Source organism: Stenotrophomonas geniculata ATCC 19374 = JCM 13324 (assembly GCF_001431625.1).
Lineage (GTDB): Bacteria > Pseudomonadota > Gammaproteobacteria > Xanthomonadales > Xanthomonadaceae > Stenotrophomonas > Stenotrophomonas geniculata.
In genome coordinates this window covers 18,568-35,199 of the sequence record NZ_LLXT01000112.1, presented here as the reverse complement: position 1 = coordinate 35,199, position 16,632 = coordinate 18,568, and the positions used below count along the sequence as shown (strand labels likewise).

The window sequence follows — 16,632 nt, the reverse complement described above, 5'->3', positions numbered from 1 at the left end:
CCGCCGACCGTTGTTGGGTGGTTGGGGGGGGGGGGGGGTGGGGGGGCGGGGGGCGCGCCCCCGCCCCACCGCAGAAGCAGCGCAAACGCCACCGAAAAGGGGGGGGCTTTTGGGGGTGGGGGGGGGGGGTCGGGGGGGGGGGCACCCCGCACCCCCGTCCTGGGGGGCTGGGCCGCGGCCCCGTTGCCGCGGCCCCCCCGCAACCAGACCCACCCCGCCTCCGACAGTTGGCCGCTGCTGTTGGTAGGTGCCGACCGTTGGTCGGCATGCTGCTCCTGGTGGGTGTCGACCTTGGTCGACACGCTTGATCCACGGCATGGATAGATAGATGGCGCGATTCTGGGCCGTGACGCGCCATTTAACCGGCGTCGGTTTTCTGGCCTACGTCTGCGGTGTCCAGCGGCCGGCGTTCCGGCGCTGTAGATGCGCAGGGCTCCGACCCCGGGTTCTGGAAACACGAACGCCCGGGCAAGCCCAGGCGTTCGTGCCCCCTTCATGCGGGTGACGCGGTTCAGCCGGCTAGTTCGGCCTGCTCGCGTTCGATGCCGTACTTGCGCAGCTTTTCCACCAGGGTGGTGCGGCGCAGGCCGAGCAGCTGGGCGGCGTGGGCGACCACGCCTTGGGTGCGTTCCAGGGCTTCGTTGATCAGGCCCAGTTCGATGTTGGCCATGTGGTTGCGCAGGTCCATGCCTTCGTCAGGCAGCGCCGCCGGTGCCGCCGGGCGATTGACGGCGATGCCGTGCTCCAGTGCCGGCTGGTTGCCGCTGCCTGGGGTGTGGAACGAGAAGCTGCGCAGGTCCAGGCGTTCTTCGTTGGCAACCGTAGCTGCCGGCGCCGGTGCAGCCACCGCCGCCAGTGCGGTGTCGCCACGGTAGCGGGCCGGCAGGTCCTGCACGCGTACTGAACCGCCCGGATGCAGCACCGCCAGGCGCTCGACCAGGTTGGTCAGTTCGCGCACATTGCCCGGCCATTCGTAGCCGGCCAGGGCCTGCAGGGCTTCCGGGGTGAAGCGCACTTCGCCACGACCGGTGCGCGCCAACTGTGCGGCGATGGTTTCCACCAGCGCCGGCAGGTCTTCGCGACGCTCGCGCAGGGCGGGCACGTCGATCGGGAACACGTTGAGGCGGTAGAACAGATCCTCGCGGAACTTGCCTTCGGCGATGCGCGTTTCCAGATCGCGGTGGGTCGCGGCCACGACGCGCACGTTGCAGCGGATGGTCTGGTTGCCGCCGACGCGCTCGAAGCTGCGTTCCTGCAGCACACGCAGCAGCTTTACCTGCATCGGCAGGCTCATGTCGCCGATTTCGTCGAGCAGCAGGGTGCCGCCCTCGGCCATTTCGAAACGCCCCTTGCGGGCGGTCAGTGCGCCGGTGAACGCACCCTTTTCGTGGCCGAACAGTTCGCTTTCCAGCAGGTCCGGCGGAATGGCGCCGCAGTTGATCGCCACGAACGGGCCATCACGGCGCGGCGAGCGCTGGTGGATCGCACGCGACACGACTTCCTTGCCGGTACCGGATTCGCCCAGCACCAGCACGGTGGTATCGAACGCGGCGACCTGCTCGATCATGGTACGCAACGCAGTCACCGCCGGGCCGTTGCCGGTCGGGCCTTGATCCTGCGCGGCACCGGCCTGGTGCTCGGCGTCCAGGCGCTTGAGGCTGGCGCGGCGCAGCAGGGCTTCCATCTGCGCATGGCGCAGCGGCGTTTCCAGCGGCCAGATGTTGGCTTCGTGCAGGCCGTGCTGGCGGGCAAACGTTACCCCGTCACCATCGGCCAGCAGCACCGGCGGCGGCAGGCTGCTGCCACCCAGCCAGTTGTAGAGTGCGGTGCTGGCGGCGTTGTCGTCCAGGCTGCCGACGATCACCGCCATCCAATCGTTCTGGCGCTGGCGGCCCAGGTCGAAGTCGGCCGCGTCGGACACCCAGCGGGGGTTGAAGTCCATGAATTCCAGCAGGGCAACGGTGCGCTCTGCGCGCACGGCGTCGTTGTCCAGCACCAGGATGCGCGATTCGCTCACGATCGATCCTCCCTGAGGCCTTCCAGGATCGGCATGACTTCCTGGATGTAGGACAGCTTGCTGACGAAATTGTCGGCGCCGGCGCGCAGCGCGTGCTCGCGGTGCTCGGCGTCGTCGAAGTGGCTGGCGATCACGATGTACGGTGCATCGTCCTGCGACTTGATCAGGCGGGTGGCCTGCAGGCCCCCCATCTCCGGCATGGCCAGATCCATCAATACGACCTGCGGGCGCAGCGTTTCCGAACGCTCGATCGCTTCCAGACCATTGCCGGCGCTGCCGACGATCTGCAGCCAGTCGATCTTGCGGAAATGGCGCATCGCCGCATTGATGAAGCCCTCGTGGTCATCGACCAACAGGACCGTGAGCTTGTTCATGTCCAACATCCTTTTCAGCCCACCCGGGCCAGCTGCGGTTGCCTGGCGCCAAGCCGGCGCCGTTCACGGGCCGGGGCGATGTCCAGTTGTTCTCGGTATTTTGCGACGGTTCGGCGGGCAATGTTCACCCCTTGGCGCGACAGCAGGCCGGCGATGGCCTCGTCGGCCAGCGGCCGGCCGGCCGGTTCGGCGTCGATCAGGCGGCGGACCATGGCCTTCACGGCCTGGCCGGAGACGCTGGCGCCTTCCAGGCGCACGGCGAAGAAGTGCTTCAGTTCGAAGGTGCCGCGCGGGGTCTGCAGGAACTTGCCGGTGGTGATGCGCGAGACGGTGGACTCGTGCATGCCGATTTCCTCGGCCACTTCCTTCAGGGTCAGCGGCGCCATGGCCTCTTCGCCACGCACCAGGAACGCGGCCTGGCGCTCGACGATCACCCGCGCGGTGCGCAGCAGGGTGTCGTAGCGCATCGACAGGCCGCGGCTGAACCAGCGCGCTTCCTGCAGCATTTCGCGCAGTGCCGGTGCGGCCTCGCTGGTCTCGGCCAAGGCCTGTTCGTACTGGCTGTTGATCGAGACCCGGCGGCTGGTGGCCGGGTTGAGGGCGACTTTCCACTGGCCGTCGGCGTGCCAGGCGACCACGTCCGGTACCACCACGGCATTGCGTTCGGGCAGCAGGTTGTCACCCGGGCGCGGCTGCAGCGACAGGATCAGGCGCACGGCTTCGCGCACGTCGTCGATCTCGGCGTCGTGCAGGCGGGCGAGGGCGGGGTAGTCGTGTGCGGCCAGTGCTTCGAGTGCGCCGTGGAGAATGCGGGTGGCCAGATGGCGGGCGGGAACCGTGCCATGCAGGCTGCGCAGCTGCGCCTGCAGGCCTTCGCGCAGGTCCTGCGCAGCCATGCCGGCGGGCTCGCCGTGCAGCAGCTGCTGGCGGATGGCTTCGACGCCGTTGGCGGCGATATCGAACTGGGCGCTGGCCAGCAACTGCAGCTGGTCCAGCGGTGCCTGCAGGTAGCCGGCCTCGTCGCAGTGATCGAGCCAGAACGCGGCCACCGCCAGTTCGCGGTCGTCCATGTCCAGCGACAGGCGCTGCAGCACACGCAGCTGCGGGTCGGTCGATTCGCCGGCGGCGATGCGCGCCATGCGGTCGTCGTCGCCGTCCTGCCAGCTGGCGCCGGCCACGTCCCACATCGACGACTCCGGCAGCTCGTCGAAGGCGGCGGTGTCCATCGTCGTGGCGCTGGCCTCGGTGGCATCGGCTGCGGGCGCTTCGGCCTCTTCGATCTCCAGCAACGGATTGGAGTCCAGCAGGCGCTGGATTTCCTGTTCCAGGTGCAGCCCATCGAGCTGCAGCAGCCGGATCGACTGCAGCAACTGCGGGGTAAGGTGAAGTTGTTGGCCCAGCTGGGTCGAGAGTGCAGCCTTCATCGTGGTTCCCCGGCACCGCTCCCCGGTGCCTTGTGGAACGCATCTTGCTTTTGATCCGGCGGGGGCGGAATCAGGGGGTTCCTGAGGGCCTTCGTGAATGTCCTGACAGGATGTAGGGGTATTCCCTACATCGGCGCGGAATGTTGACGATGATCGCGCCTAAGTTGCTGATTTTCGGTGTGGTTGCCGGGTTGACCGGGCTGCGCCGTGTACGGGTTCCTGTCGGAGCGTGTCAGGGTGACGGGAATTCGTCGCCGGTGCCGTGCCGGGCAGGGGTCAGATCCCTTTCGCAGGCAATCACTCCAGCTCGTGCTGGTGGCGCGCGGCCAGCAGCAGCAGATCGTTGGCGCGGCGGCAGCCGAGCGATTCCATCATGCGTGCGCGGTGGGTCTCCACCGTCTTGACGCTGATGCCGAGGTCGGCGGCGATTTCCTTGTTGCTCTCGCCCTTGCCGATGCGGCGCAGGATCTCGCGCTGGCGTGGCGACAGCGCGGCGATGCCGGTGGGTTTCTCGCGGCCGAGCATCGGTGCCAGCATCTTGGCGGAGATCTGCGGGCTCAGGAACACCTGTCCGGCGTGCGCGGCACGCAGCGCCAGTTCCAGCTCCTGCGGCGCCGCATCCTTGACCAGGAACCCGACCGCACCGCGATCGAGCGCGTCACGCACGTGCGCGGCGTCGTCATGCATGGTCATCATCACCACCCGGGTGCCGGGGGCGCGCAGGCGGATGTCACTGAGGGCTTCCAGGCCGGTACGACCGGGCAGTGACAGGTCCATCAGCACCACATCCGGGGCGTGCTGCAGGGCCAGCTGCAGTGCCTGCTCGGCATTGCTGGCCTCAGCGACGAGCTGCACGTCGGCAAACCCCTGCAGCAGCCGCGCCAGGCCGGCGCGGACCAGGGTGTGATCGTCGACGATGAGAACTCGCACAGGCACGTTGGAGGTCCGTGAGGGGAGTCCACCTTAACTTAGCTGAACGGGCGCGCCAAGGCTTGTCCATCCGCCGCCATGGTGGCAGGTTTCAGCGGGCGCGGCGTGCTTCGGCCACCTGGCGGCGATGCAGGCGGAACAGATGCCGCTCCATCGCCATCTCCAGTCCATCGCCAAGACGCTGGAAACGTAGCCACAGGTAGTGACCGCCGCCACCGTCCGCCGCTTCGGCGATCACTTCCACGGGCAGGTCGATATGGTCGGGCAGCCAGTCGCTGGGCTGCAGGCGTACCACGCCGGCCTGGCCGGCACTGGCACCGCTGCGCGGACCCAGTTGCAGGCGGATGCCGCGGCGTGACCAGCGTACGGGGCGCAGGGTCAGTTCCTGGCCCTGCTGGCGTACCAGCCGGCCCAGCAGCACCATCGCCAGATCCAGCTTGGCTTCCAGCCGCTGCAGCTGCAGGCTGGACTCATTGCGGTCGTCGTGCTCGTCGACACGGCTGTCCTCGACCAGGGCCAGGCTGCGCAGCAGGCCCTCGGCACTGCTGGTACGGCCAGCGGCGCTGCCTGCCTGGAACTCGGCCGGCAGGGCCAGCTCGCAGCTGAGCGTCTCGTCGAACAGCTCGCTTTCGGCCGGATGATGCAGCGACGTGGTCGGCAATTGGGTCATGCCAGCGATTCTGCCTGGAGGTAGGCATGTGCCGCGCGAAGGGAGCGCCCGGTGTGCTTCAGGTGCGCGGCGGCTTCGTCGCGCAGGGAGATCATGCGGGCCAGCACACGCTGCTGATGGTCACGCAGGGCGAGGATGGCGGCGTCGCTGGGGCGCTCGACAACCAGTGACAGGGCGGCCACGGCTTCCAGGTGTTCGGCCATCAGGCGCTCGCTGGTTTCGTGATCCTCGCCCGGGAGGCTGGCTTCCAGCGTATCAAGGGCATCGTGCATTGTTTGAAGGTTCATGGGGCCACCGCTTTGGTGACCTGACGCTGGTCTGCCGGAATCGCGTTCCAGGCCGAGTCGATCTCCACCATCAAGCCCAGGGCTTCTTTCAGTGCGGTCGGATCGTTGTGCAGGTTGCCCTCGGTCAGGCGCATGATGACGAAGTCGTACAGTGCCGACAGGTTGCCGGCAATCTCGCCGCCGGCTTCGTGATCGAGCGAGCCGTTGAGGTGGCCGACGATCGCACAGGCTTCGCCGATTGCTTTGCCCTTGCGCGCCTGGTCATTCTGTTGCAGAGAGGCTTCAGCGGTGCGGATGCGTTCGCAGGCACCGGCCAGCAGCAGCGCTACCAACTTGTGTGGATCGGCATCAACGACCGAGGTGGTCACGCCGACTTTTCGGTACTGCTCGGCGAACTGCCGATTGGAACCGTACATAGGGGAAGTCTCCTGGAATGCCTGCCCATCCGCGTGGGTGGAGGGGTTCGGCACGGGTCTAACGGGTTATCGGCGCAGCCAGGGCTCTACTTGAGCGCTGACTGCGCAGGAAAAATGCCTGGAAATCAGTTGCCGAGCTGCTGGATCAGCGAGCCGCCGGCCGATTGCATCTGTGTGACCATCTTTTCCATCGCGGTGAACTGCTTGGTGTAGCGGTCGGCCACCTTTTCCATGTTCTTGTCCAGCTCGTCCAGCTGCTTTTCGAGCGCCTTGATCTGCTTGTTCAAGGTCGCCGTGCGCTGGGTGATCGTGCCGGTGGTCGCGTCCAGGCTGCTCTTCAGCAGTTCGGTCATCGGTTTGCCCAGTGCGCCCTCTGCGCCGAACAGTTTGGTGGCGGCCTCGGGGTTCTTGGCCAACGCCGTGTCGAGCTTGGCGCCATCAAGGCTCATGCTGCCATCGGCAGCAATGGTGATGCCCAGATCCTTGAGATCGTTGACGTTCGCACTCAGCTGGGCGCGCAGCTGCTGCTGCAGGCCGCGGACCATGGCATCTCCGGTCATGGTCGATGCAGTGCGCGTCTCGGCGTTGTAGGCGCTGGAGCTCTTCAGTGTCGCCTGAATGCCGTTGTAGGCGGTGATGAAGGCCGTGAGGTTGGTCTTCAGCGTGCTGTTGTCCGGAGTGACGGTCAGCGTCTGCGTCTCGCCTTCCTTCGCCTTGGTCAGGGTGAGGCTGATGCCGGGCACCAGATCGGTGATGGTGTTGGAGCTGCTGGTGCGGGTGAAGCCATCCACCACGACCACAGCGTCCTTGGCGGGCACCATCTCGGTCATCTTCGACGCCGATGTGCCGTCATAGGCCAGTTCGGAGAGTCCGCCATTGCCGCCACTGGCGCTGACCTTCAGCGCGCCCTTGCTGCCGGAATCGACAGCGGTCAATACCAGGTGCATGCCATCGTCGGCGGTAACCACGGCTGCGGTAACGCCCTTGCTCTCGGCGGCGGAATTGATCTCAGCTGCGATCTTCTCCATCGTCGCGCCGGGTTCGATGTTCACGCTGATGGACTTGTCGCCGTATGCGATCGTCAGCGTTCCGTCGCCAACCACGGCGTCCTTTGTATAAGCCTTGGAGCTGAGCTTCTGGTTCTGCGCCAGGGATTTGACTTCCACCTGGTGGCTGCCAGCAGCGGCCTTGCCGGCGGTCGTGCTGGTGTCCAGGGTTGCAGTGAAGTTTGACTCGGTCGGCGTGCTGACTTTCAGGCCGGGGGTGGCCACACCCTTGACCAGAGTCTTCAGTGCGCTCTGCAGGCTGGTCATTCCACTTTTGATGGTGCCAAGCGCCGACAGCTTGGCACTGGCGGCAACGCCTGCCGAGTTGATCTGCTTCTCCCGGGGCTCGCGTTCCTTGGCGGTCAGCTGTGCAACCAGGTTGGGAATGTCGAGGCCGGAACCAATCGTGCCGATGGCCATGAGGGGAATCCTTTTTCTTGGACGGGCCGTGCGGGTGTGCTGCACCTGCTATCGGCCTGGGAGGGGCGAGCTTGAGCGTGGAAACGCTCTCCAACCATGTGCAAGGCCCATGCCAATCCGCCTCCGGACACGAAGAAGGGGGCTTTCGCCCCCTTCCCGTTGTTGCCTTCTGCTACCGCTGGATCAGCGCAGCAGGCTCAGCACGTTCTGGCTGGACTGGTTGGCCTGGGCCAGCATGGCGGTGCCGGCCTGCTGCAGGATCTGGTTGCGGGTCAGCTCGGCGGTTTCCGAGGCGTAGTCCACGTCGCGGATGCGGCTGCGGGCAGCCGACATGTTCTCCGACGAAGTGTTCAGGTTCGCAACCACCGAGGTGAAGCGGTTCTGGATCGCACCCAGGTCGGCGCGGGCGGAGTTGATCGAGTTCAGGGCTGCGTCCATTGCCAGGATGGCGTTGTCGGCACCGTTGACCGAGGAGATGTCCAAGGCCGCAAAGCCTTCGGTGGCAGTACCCTTGTCGAACTTGACGACGCCGGCGGCGGTGCTGCTCGAGGTGTCAAGCGCGGCGAGGCCGGTTGCCTTCAGCAGATCAGCCGCAGCCTTGTCCGACGTAATGGCGAAGTCCTTGTCCTTCGAGGTCAGCTGCAGCTTGCCCTCGATCAGGGACGCGGTCACGCCGGTTTCGTGGGTCTTGGCATTGATGGCGTTGGCCAGTGCGGTGGAGCGGTCAGCTGCGGTCTTGGCCGAGCCCACAGTGATGTCGACGCCGTTGATCTGCAGGCCGCCTGCTTCGATCGCGGCGAAGGCCGGCGAAGCCGGGGCGGTTGCCTCAACGACGGTGACGCTCGTGGTCAGGGCAGTGGAGGCGAGGGTGGCTTCTTCACCGAGGTTGGCAATCGCGCCGGTGGCGGCATCCATGGAGATGCCAGCAGCCTTGAGCTCGGCGTTGCCATTGATCTGCGCAGCCAGGGCGGTACGCAGGTTGGTCTTTGCGGCATTGTTGTCAGCGCCGGTCTGAGGGCCAACGTTCAGGGTCTGGCCAGCAATGGTGAAGGTGGAGGGGCCGATGTCAAATGCACCGCCGCTGCCGGTGTTATCGGTCGCGTTCGCAAACGCGGTCAGTGCAAGCGGAGTGCTGCTGGCTGTGCCATCGGTGGCAGCTGAAGCCGGGATTGCGCCAGCGACCGAAGCGCTGGTGGTGGCGGTGGTCCAGCTGCCCAGCTTGCTGATGTTGGCGTTGGCAACCTGCGAGATGTTGATCGTCTGGCCCTGGTTGGCGCCGATCTGGAAGGCCTGGTTGGTGAAGGTGCCGTCCAGCAGGTTGGTGCCGTTGAAGTTGGTCTGTTCGGCGACGCGCTGGATTTCCTGCTTCAGCAGCTGCACTTCGGCGTTCAGGGCCTGGCGGTCGGAATCGGAGTTGGTGGCGCTGCGCGACTGCACGGCCAGCTCGCGGACGCGCTGCAGGTTGTTGCCGATCTCACCCAGTGCGCCTTCGGCGGTCTGGGCCAGCGAGATGCCATCGTTGGCGTTGCGGGCAGCCTGGTTGGCGCCGCGAATCTGGGTGCTGAAGCGCTCGGAGATTGCCAGGCCGGCGGCATCGTCCTTGGCGCTGTTGATGCGCATGCCCGAGGACAGGCGCTGAATGGTGGTGGCCAGGTTGGCGCCGCTGGTGCCCAGGTTGCGCTGGGCGTTCAGCGACATGGTGTTGGTGTTGATGACTTGTGCCATGGTGCGGTTTCCTTGTAGGCAGTGTGTCCGGCAGAGCAGCCTGACCGGTTTCGGGGGGCAGTGGCTGGCGTCCCCCCAAGGGGTGTGCTACCGCTGCTGAAATCAATAACGGCACTACCCCTCCGGCCTTTAGCGGAGTTTCGATCCTTTTTTCTCGGGTCAAACGAAAAGGCCCCGCCATCTGCATGGCGGGGCCCGGCTCCAGCTCGAGTGGTGCAGGTATTACGACTGCAGCAGGCGCAGTACGTTCTGCGGCACCTGGTTGGCCTGGGCGAGCATGGCCGTGCCGGCCTGCTGCAGGATCTGCCCGCGGGTCAGTTCCGCGGTTTCCTGTGCGTAGTCAACGTCGCGGATGCGGCTGCGCGCGGCGGAGAGGTTCTCCGAATTGGTGTTCAGATTGGCGATGGTCGAGGTGAAGCGGTTCTGGATCGCGCCGAGGTCGGCGCGGGCCGAATTGACGGACTGCAACGCCGCGTCCATGGCGAGGATGGCATTGTCGGCGTTGGCCTGGTTGGAGATGTCCAGTTCGGCAAAGCCGGTTGCGGGCTCGCCGGCCTTGAACGAGGTCGCGCCCGCGATAGGCGTTGCCGATGCAGCGTCGGTGCTGCCGGCAGCAAGACCAGTTGCTGCGGCCAGGCCGCCGGCAAGGGTGCCGCCAACGACGAAATCCTTGTCCGGCGAGTTCAACTGCAGCTTGCCGTCAATCAGCGAGGCGGTGACGCCGGTCTTGTGCGTTTGGGCATTGATTGCGTTGACCAGGGTGGTCGCGCGCTCGCTTGCGTCCTTGGCGGCGCCAACTTCGATGCTCTGGCCGTTGATGGTGAACTCGCCGGAAGTGATCGCGTCGAACCTGCTGACTGCCACCTTGCCATCGGTGCTCGCTGTGGCGAATCCCATGCTGGCGTTAGTCGTGTAGCCGGTGGCCGCTTCCGTCACGTCGATGTTGGAACCGTCGGTACGAACGACCTTCAGGCTACCTGCCGCAACAGCCGCTGCGACAGTGGCGCTGCCGCCGAGGTCGAGGGTGAAGCCGTCGACTTCATTCTTGCCATCTGCTCCAAATGTTCCTTGGAGGGCCGTGGCGACGGTTGCATTGTCGACCGTGCCGGTGATGTTGATGGTGAGCGCCTTGCCGTTCTCCGCAGTGAAGGTGGTTGCCAAGGTGCTGGCGCCAGTGCCACCTGCACCACTTGCGACAGTACCGATGGCGACGGTCGCCGGTGTTGCAGGCGCAGCGGTTGCGCCGGTCGGCGCAGCGCCCACTAGCGAGGCAGCGCGGGAAGCCGTGGTCCAGCTACCCAGCATGTGCACATTCGCATTGGTGATCTGCGAGATGTTGATGGTCTGGCCCTGGTCCGCACCGATCTGGAAGGCCTGGTTGGTGAAGCTGCCGTCCAGCAGGCTGGTGCCGTTGAAGTTGGTCTGCTCGGCAACGCGCTGGATTTCCTGCTTCAGCAGCTGCACTTCGGCGTTCAGCGCCTGGCGGTCCGAGGCCGAGTTGGTGGCGCTGCGGGCCTGTACGGCCAGTTCGCGGATGCGCTGCAGGTTGTTGCCGACTTCGCCCAGTGCGCCTTCAGCGGTCTGTGCCAGCGAGATGCCATCATTGGCGTTGCGCGCGGCCTGGTTGATGCCACGGATCTGGGTGGTGAAACGCTCGGAGATCGCCAGGCCGGCGGCGTCGTCCTTGGCACTGTTGATGCGCATGCCCGAGGACAGGCGCTGGATCGAGGTGGCCAGCGAGCTGCTGCTGGTGGACAGGTTGCGCTGAGCATTCAGCGACATGGTGTTGGTGTTGATGATCTGTGCCATGGTGCTTCTCCGTGGTTGCTCGGTATGTTTCGTTGTGGAAGGCGCGGGGCGCGCCGTGCTGGAAGGCGGATGGAACGGGGAAAGGGACTAGCGGATCTTGTTGAACAGGGACATCGCCTGCATCTGGCTGAAGATCGTCTGGGCGGCTTGAAGTGCGGCGGTCTCCAGCTTGTATTGGCCGATGGCATCGGCGTAGTCGAGGTCCCGCATCGTCGAGAGCGTGCTCTTGACGGTGACGGCAGTGGCTTCGCGGGCGCTGGCTGCGGTATCGATGGCGGCCAGCTGGGCGCCGCCCTTGGCGCGGGCGTCGATCATCGTTTCCGAGGCCCGGTTGAGGTCGCGGATGCTGGACTGCAGGGTGTTCTGCAACGCCGTGCGCTGGCTTTCAGTGGACGGGTCGGATTCCAGTGCGGCGACCAGTTTGTCCAGGGTGGAGAAGATGTCGCGGCTACCCGCGTCGCTGACGTTGAATTGATCACCTGCGGCTGGCTTGCCTTCGATGCGCATGCGCACGCCGCCAACGACGATGTCTTCGCCGGGCTTGTGGGTGCCGCTGCCGACCACCGTGCCGCTGCCATCAACCACCTCATAGGCGCCTTCGGCAGTGCCGGTGAAGCGGACGTTGAGCGTGCCACCGGCCCAGCTGCCGCTGCCGTCACGGCTGACCGAGGTCAACAGGCCACTGCCGGTGTTGCCGGCAGCGGCGCTGGCATCCACACGGCCATCGCCGGTGGGGATGCGCATGAAGATCTCGCTGCCGGGCAGGGCGTCGGAGACCAGCTGGCCGGGCGCAACCTCCACCTGCCGCTGGTTCTGGTCGCCGCTGTAGGTCACGGTGCCGCCGCTCCGCTGGAACGGGGCGTCAGCATCGTTGCTGCCACCGAAGAGATAGCGGCCGCTGCCGTCCCGGGAGTTGGCCAGCGACAGCAGGCTTTCCTGGATGGTCTTCAGCTCGCTCACGATGGCCTTGAGGTCACTGGCCTTGGGCACCGGGCTGTTGGCCTGGATGCTCAGCTCCACGGCGCGCGACATCAGCTCATTGACCTGTGCCAGAGCGTTCTCCTGCAGGCCAAGTCGGTTCTGCACACTGCTGGCGTTCTTGCCGAGCTGCTCGAGCCCTGCCACGACGCGGTCCAGGCCGACGGCCGTACCCGCAGCAACCGGGTCGTCCTTGGCGGAGGTGATCTTGCTGCCAGTCGCGATCTGCTGTTCCAGGTTGCTGATTTTCGACTGCTTGGCGAGCATCAGTGACACCGACTGGTTGAACATCATCCCGGTGGAAATTCGGCTGCTCATCGACGGACGGCTCCCAGGATGGTCTGGAACATGTTGTCGGCGGTGGAGATCAGCTGTGAGGCGGCCTGATAGGCCTGTTGCAGACGCAGCATGTCAGCCGCTTCCTCATCCAGATTGACGCCGGAGATCTCGTCGCGCGCGGCCTGGGCTTTGTCCGTGATGACCTGCTGTGCGTCCAGCGAGTACTCGGCCGAGCGTGCAGCGGCACCCACCTGCGTTGTCAATCCACCAAGCGCTCCGTTGAGCGTGACGGTGCCCCCGTTGAATGCCTTGGCGTCCTCGACCTTGGCCAGCTTTGCCGCATTGCTGTTGTCCGACGAACCTGCAGGGGCAGGGCTGATGCTGAAGGTGTCGCCGACCTTCGGCGCACCGTCCAGCACGAAGCTCCAACCATTGGCGCTGATGGTCTGGCCTGGGGTATAGGTCTGCGGCGGCCCACCGTTGATGGTGTAGGTGGTCGCCGAGGTGAATACGATTGCGGCGGGGTCGCGCAGGTTCGGATTCGACGCGTCGTTGACGGTGACGCCCGTCAGCTTCCCGGTGCCCGTGTTGGCCAATGCAGCCGTGCCCTTGACCGCAGCAGCGGCAGCGATGCGGGAGGGATCGGTGATGGCGGTTTCGAGGCTCCCGGCCACGCCCGCCGTGGGCTGCAGCAGAAAACGATCATTGGCCGCCGGGGTGCCACCGACCACCAGCTTGACGCCATTGATCACCAGCGGATCGGCAGCGGTGCCAGTGCCCGTCAGTGCAACGGTGGCACCCGTGTCGGCGCGGGTGGCCTGCCACTGGGTTCCATCGAACTTGAGGACGATGTTCTGTGCCTCGAGCTTGGACAGGTCGCCGTAGGTCGCGCTGAGGCTGCCGGTTCCGGTATTGCCCGCGTTGGGCGTAACGCGCGGGTTGCCGATGTTGAAGAAGTCGCCCCCCATCTTGCCGTACAGGTCGACGCCCTGGTGGTGGGCCTGGTTGAAGGATTCGGCCAGGCCGACGGCGAGCTTGCCGAGTTCGGCTTGGGCCGGGGTCAGCACGGTGTCGCGGAACTCCAGCATGCCGCCGATCTTTCCGCCCACAGCCTTGGGGTCGAGCGTGATGATATTGCCTTGTGTCTCCAGCGCCAGCTGCAGGCGCTCGGGCTGGTACGGATCGGTCACCGTGGTGACCTTGGACGCCGTCGTGCCCACCACCAGCGCATTGCCACCAGCGGTGTAGACGTTCATCACGCCACCGTCCTGGACAACGGCGGTGCCTCCGGTGTAGCCGATCAGCTGCGAGATCAGCTGATCGCGGCGATCAAGCAGGTCCGGCGCAGCATTGGCGATGTTGGTGCCGATGGCTCCGTTGATCTGCGCAATCTCCTGCGCCAGGCGATTGACTTCCGTGGCACCGGCGATGAGTCCGTTGTTGACCTCGCTGCCGAGGTTGTTCATCTGCGTGTTGAGCTGCACGAAGCGGCTTGCCAAGGCCTTGCCACCATCGAGCAGGCTCTGCCGATCGGCCGTGCCGGCCGCGTTCGACGAGAGGCCGCTGACGGCATCGAAGAAGTTGGACCAGGAGCCGGCGACATTCGTGGCCGGGTCCGAGAACAGGGCATTCACCCGGTCGGCCATGCCGGAGAGCTGCTTCAGGCGCGCCAGCTCACCGCTGCTGTCGAGCAGGCGCGAGATGGCCAGCTGGTCGGCAGCGCGGCGGATGTCGGTGATGCGGGTGCCGCTGCCAACGTCCCCAAAGCCGTAGTTCTGCGGATCAGACGTGGCGAAGTCGACCTTCTGCCGGCTGTAGCCGGGGGTGTTGATGTTGGCGACGTTGTGGCTGGTGGTCGCCAATGCACGCTGGAAGGCGAGCAGGGCACCGGTACCGGTGGAAAGTACGCTGGACATGGGGTTCCTCAACGACGAGTGATACCCAGCGCCGCAGTTGCGGTGCTGGCGAAGGTCTGGCCAAGGCGCGAGCCGGCATCGGCGACGGCGCTGACGGCGCGCTCGATGGTCGGTCCGCCGGCGATCGCGGCGATCTTGGCCGCATAGCGTGGATCGGTGGCATAGCCGGCGCGCTGCAGGCCGCGGGCGAAGCCCTGCACGTCGGTGCCGGCCTGCAGGGCCTGCTGGTAACGCGGGCTGGTCTTCAGCAGGCGCACGTAGTCGGCGAAGCTCTCGGCCGGCGAACTGTAGGCGCGGAAGCTGGCGGTCTCGTTGCGCCGCACGCCATCGACATATTCGTGGGTGCCGGCCGTGGCGCGCTGGCCGTTCCAGCCATTGGCCTTGATGCCGAACAGATTGTGCGAGGTGCTGCCGTCGGCATGCTTGATGTGGCGCTTGCCCCAGCCGGTTTCCAGCGCCGCCTGGGCGACCAGGGCGCGGGCATCCACGCCCAGCTCCTTGGCTGCGCTCTGTGCGTGCTGCCAGATGCTGGCAACGAAACCTTCCGGGGTGTGTTCGCCCAGCTGGGCGACGGCGGTGCGCGTGGCCATCGCATCGGCTGGGCTGATGGCCGTGCCGCGGTTGCTGGCGGTGGCCGACCACTGGTCGCTGCTGGCGGCCCAGTCCTCGCCCTGCAGGCTGCCGATGTACGGATCCTCGGTGCCCAGCGAGCGGTGCATGCTGCTGCTCTCACGGCCGGCGATCAGGTCCAGGGCCTGCTCCATCGGCGCGACAGCCGCCTGTGTACCCTGCTGTGCACCGGCGGCCAACTGCTGCAGCAGGCGCACGGCCTGGCTGCCATCTTCCAATGGCAGCGACGGTGCCGGCTTGGCCGGTGCATTGAGCTGGTAAGCACGGCTGGCCTTGGCCGGATCCACGCGGGTATCCAGCGCCGGACCCTCGGCGGCCTGCCCGGACAGCTGGCGGCTGATCATGCCGGACAGGCCCAGGCCCTTGCCGCGGGTCATCGCCTCGGCAATCTTCTGGTCGTACATGTCGCGGAACATCTTGTTTTCGCCGGGGAACAGCGAGTCGCCGAAGCTGGCGTCACGCATGCTCTTGACCAGCATCTGCGCGAACTGGCCTTCCAGCTGGCGCGCGACCTTGTCGATCTTGGCCGGATCGTTCTGTTGCGCCGGGTGCAGATCGAATGCGGGATTGATGCGCATATCAGATCACCTCGAGCTCGGCACTCAGGGCGCCGGCCTGCTTCAGGGCTTCCAGGATCGCGATGAGATCACCTGGTGCTGCGCCCACGGCGTTCACCGCGTGCACGATCTCGTCCAGGGTGGTGCCGCCGCTGAACTTGAACATGCGGCTGCCGTCGTTGGTGGCGGTGATGGTCGACTGCGGGCTGGCCACGGTGCGGCCGCCGGACAGCGCATTGGGCTGGCTGACGTTGGTGTTTTCCTGGATGGTCACGGTCAGCGAACCATGCGAGATCGCAGCCGGTCCCACGCGCACCTGCTGGCCGATGACCACGGTGCCGGTGCGCGAATTGACCACCACCTTGGCCGGGGCGCTGCCGGGGGTCAGTTCCAGGTTCTCGATGCGCGCCAGCAGGCCGATGCGTGCGCCCGGATCGGTCGGCGCGGTGACCGCCACGGTCACGCCGTCGACCGCACGCGCTGCGCCTTCGCCGAAGGCATTGTTGAGTGCAGCGACCATGCGCGAGACCGTGGTGAAGTCGTTGTTGTGCAGGTTCAGGGTGATGTCGCCGCCGTTGGCCAGTGGATCGGGCAGGGCGCGTTCAACCGTGGCACCGTTGGGGATGCGGCCGACGCTGGGCACGTTCACCGAGACACGGGAACCATCCTTGCCCTGCGCACCAAAGCCGCCGACGATCAGGTTGCCCTGGGCGATGGCGTAGATCTGGCCGTCGGCACCACGCAGCGGCGCCATCAGCAGCGAGCCGCCACGCAGCGAGACCGCATTGCCGATGGAGGATACGGTGATGTCGATCGGCTGGCCCGGCTTGGCGAACGGCGGCAGTTCGGCGTGGATCGCCACGGCGGCCACGTTCTTCAGCTGCGGGTTGACGTTCGGCGGTACGTTGACGCCCAGCTCGCCGAGCAGGTTCTTCAGGCTCTGCACGGTGAAGGGAGCCTGGCTGGTGCGGTCGCCGCTGCCATCCAGGCCGACCACCAGGCCATAGCCCACCAGCGCGTTGCCGCGAACGCCGCCGACCTGGGCCAGGTCCTTGATGCGCTCGGCACTGGCGGGCGCCGTCACGGCCAGCAGCATCAGCGCGGCGAACGACGCCACGCAGCGCTGCCAGGAGGAAGTGAGAAAGAGTTTCATG

14 protein-coding genes and 1 pseudogene are annotated in these 16,632 nt (G+C 66.2%); all 15 read right to left on the bottom strand.

What is annotated here, in order from left to right; translation table 11 throughout:
• Positions 1 to 511: 511 nt before the first annotated feature.
• The 15 genes and pseudogenes from ARC63_RS12985 to ARC63_RS12920 all read right to left on the bottom strand — a co-directional run bounded on the left by ARC63_RS12985 (position 512) and on the right by ARC63_RS12920 (position 16,631).
• Positions 512 to 2,017, bottom strand: a complete 1,506-nt coding sequence (locus tag ARC63_RS12985) for a sigma-54 dependent transcriptional regulator (protein ID WP_049453781.1) — start codon at positions 2,015 to 2,017, stop codon at positions 512 to 514.
• Positions 2,014 to 2,391 carry a response regulator gene (locus tag ARC63_RS12980; RefSeq protein WP_010485922.1) on the bottom strand — a complete coding sequence of 126 codons (378 nt, stop codon included), beginning with the start codon at positions 2,389 to 2,391 and terminating at the stop codon, positions 2,014 to 2,016. The genes ARC63_RS12985 and ARC63_RS12980 overlap by 4 nt, the downstream gene beginning before the upstream one ends.
• Positions 2,392 to 2,405: 14 nt before the next feature.
• On the bottom strand, positions 2,406 to 3,815 hold the full coding sequence (gene rpoN / locus ARC63_RS12975) for an RNA polymerase factor sigma-54 (RefSeq protein WP_057503504.1): 1,410 nt from the start codon (positions 3,813 to 3,815) through the stop codon (positions 2,406 to 2,408).
• A gap of 297 nt (positions 3,816 to 4,112) precedes the next feature.
• Positions 4,113 to 4,745 (bottom strand): response regulator, encoded by a 633-nt coding sequence (locus ARC63_RS12970; protein WP_010485918.1) that lies wholly within the window; start codon positions 4,743 to 4,745, stop codon positions 4,113 to 4,115.
• 91 nt (positions 4,746 to 4,836) lie between these two features.
• Positions 4,837 to 5,415: a PilZ domain-containing protein gene (locus ARC63_RS12965; protein WP_019336599.1), complete on the bottom strand. Its 579-nt coding sequence runs from the start codon at positions 5,413 to 5,415 to the stop codon at positions 4,837 to 4,839.
• Entirely contained in the window at positions 5,412 to 5,687 is a 276-nt protein-coding gene (locus ARC63_RS12960; protein WP_049408893.1) for a hypothetical protein, read from the bottom strand. Before ARC63_RS12960 ends, ARC63_RS12965 begins: the two co-directional genes overlap by 4 nt.
• Before the next feature lie 11 nt (positions 5,688 to 5,698).
• Positions 5,699 to 6,118 carry a flagellar export chaperone FliS gene (gene fliS / locus ARC63_RS12955; RefSeq protein WP_049398118.1) on the bottom strand — a complete coding sequence of 140 codons (420 nt, stop codon included), beginning with the start codon at positions 6,116 to 6,118 and terminating at the stop codon, positions 5,699 to 5,701.
• Positions 6,119 to 6,243: 125 nt separating this feature from the next.
• Positions 6,244 to 7,584, bottom strand: a complete 1,341-nt coding sequence (gene fliD / locus ARC63_RS12950; protein ID WP_049408894.1) for a flagellar filament capping protein FliD — start codon at positions 7,582 to 7,584, stop codon at positions 6,244 to 6,246.
• A gap of 183 nt (positions 7,585 to 7,767) precedes the next feature.
• Positions 7,768 to 9,309 (bottom strand): flagellin N-terminal helical domain-containing protein, encoded by a 1,542-nt coding sequence (locus tag ARC63_RS12945; protein WP_057503503.1) that lies wholly within the window; start codon positions 9,307 to 9,309, stop codon positions 7,768 to 7,770.
• A gap of 222 nt (positions 9,310 to 9,531) precedes the next feature.
• Positions 9,532 to 10,206 (bottom strand): flagellin, encoded by a 675-nt coding sequence (locus tag ARC63_RS23955; protein ID WP_425513177.1) that lies wholly within the window; start codon positions 10,204 to 10,206, stop codon positions 9,532 to 9,534.
• A gap of 216 nt (positions 10,207 to 10,422) precedes the next feature.
• A pseudogene (locus ARC63_RS23950) lies at positions 10,423 to 11,118 on the bottom strand (flagellin N-terminal helical domain-containing protein); the annotation flags it as partial.
• An 87-nt stretch (positions 11,119 to 11,205) separates the two neighbouring features.
• The gene (flgL, locus tag ARC63_RS12935) at positions 11,206 to 12,414 is read right to left on the bottom strand and encodes a flagellar hook-associated protein FlgL (protein ID WP_057503501.1); all 1,209 of its coding nucleotides are present in this window, start codon (positions 12,412 to 12,414) and stop codon (positions 11,206 to 11,208) included.
• Entirely contained in the window at positions 12,411 to 14,291 is a 1,881-nt protein-coding gene (gene flgK / locus ARC63_RS12930; RefSeq protein ID WP_057503500.1) for a flagellar hook-associated protein FlgK, read from the bottom strand. Before flgK ends, flgL begins: the two co-directional genes overlap by 4 nt.
• A gap of 8 nt (positions 14,292 to 14,299) precedes the next feature.
• Positions 14,300 to 15,499, bottom strand: a complete 1,200-nt coding sequence (flgJ, locus tag ARC63_RS12925; RefSeq protein ID WP_057503499.1) for a flagellar assembly peptidoglycan hydrolase FlgJ — start codon at positions 15,497 to 15,499, stop codon at positions 14,300 to 14,302.
• Position 15,500: 1 nt separating this feature from the next.
• A complete protein-coding gene (locus tag ARC63_RS12920; protein WP_414615420.1) occupies positions 15,501 to 16,631 on the bottom strand; it encodes a flagellar basal body P-ring protein FlgI in 1,131 nt (376 codons plus the stop codon).
• Position 16,632: the final 1 nt, after the last annotated feature.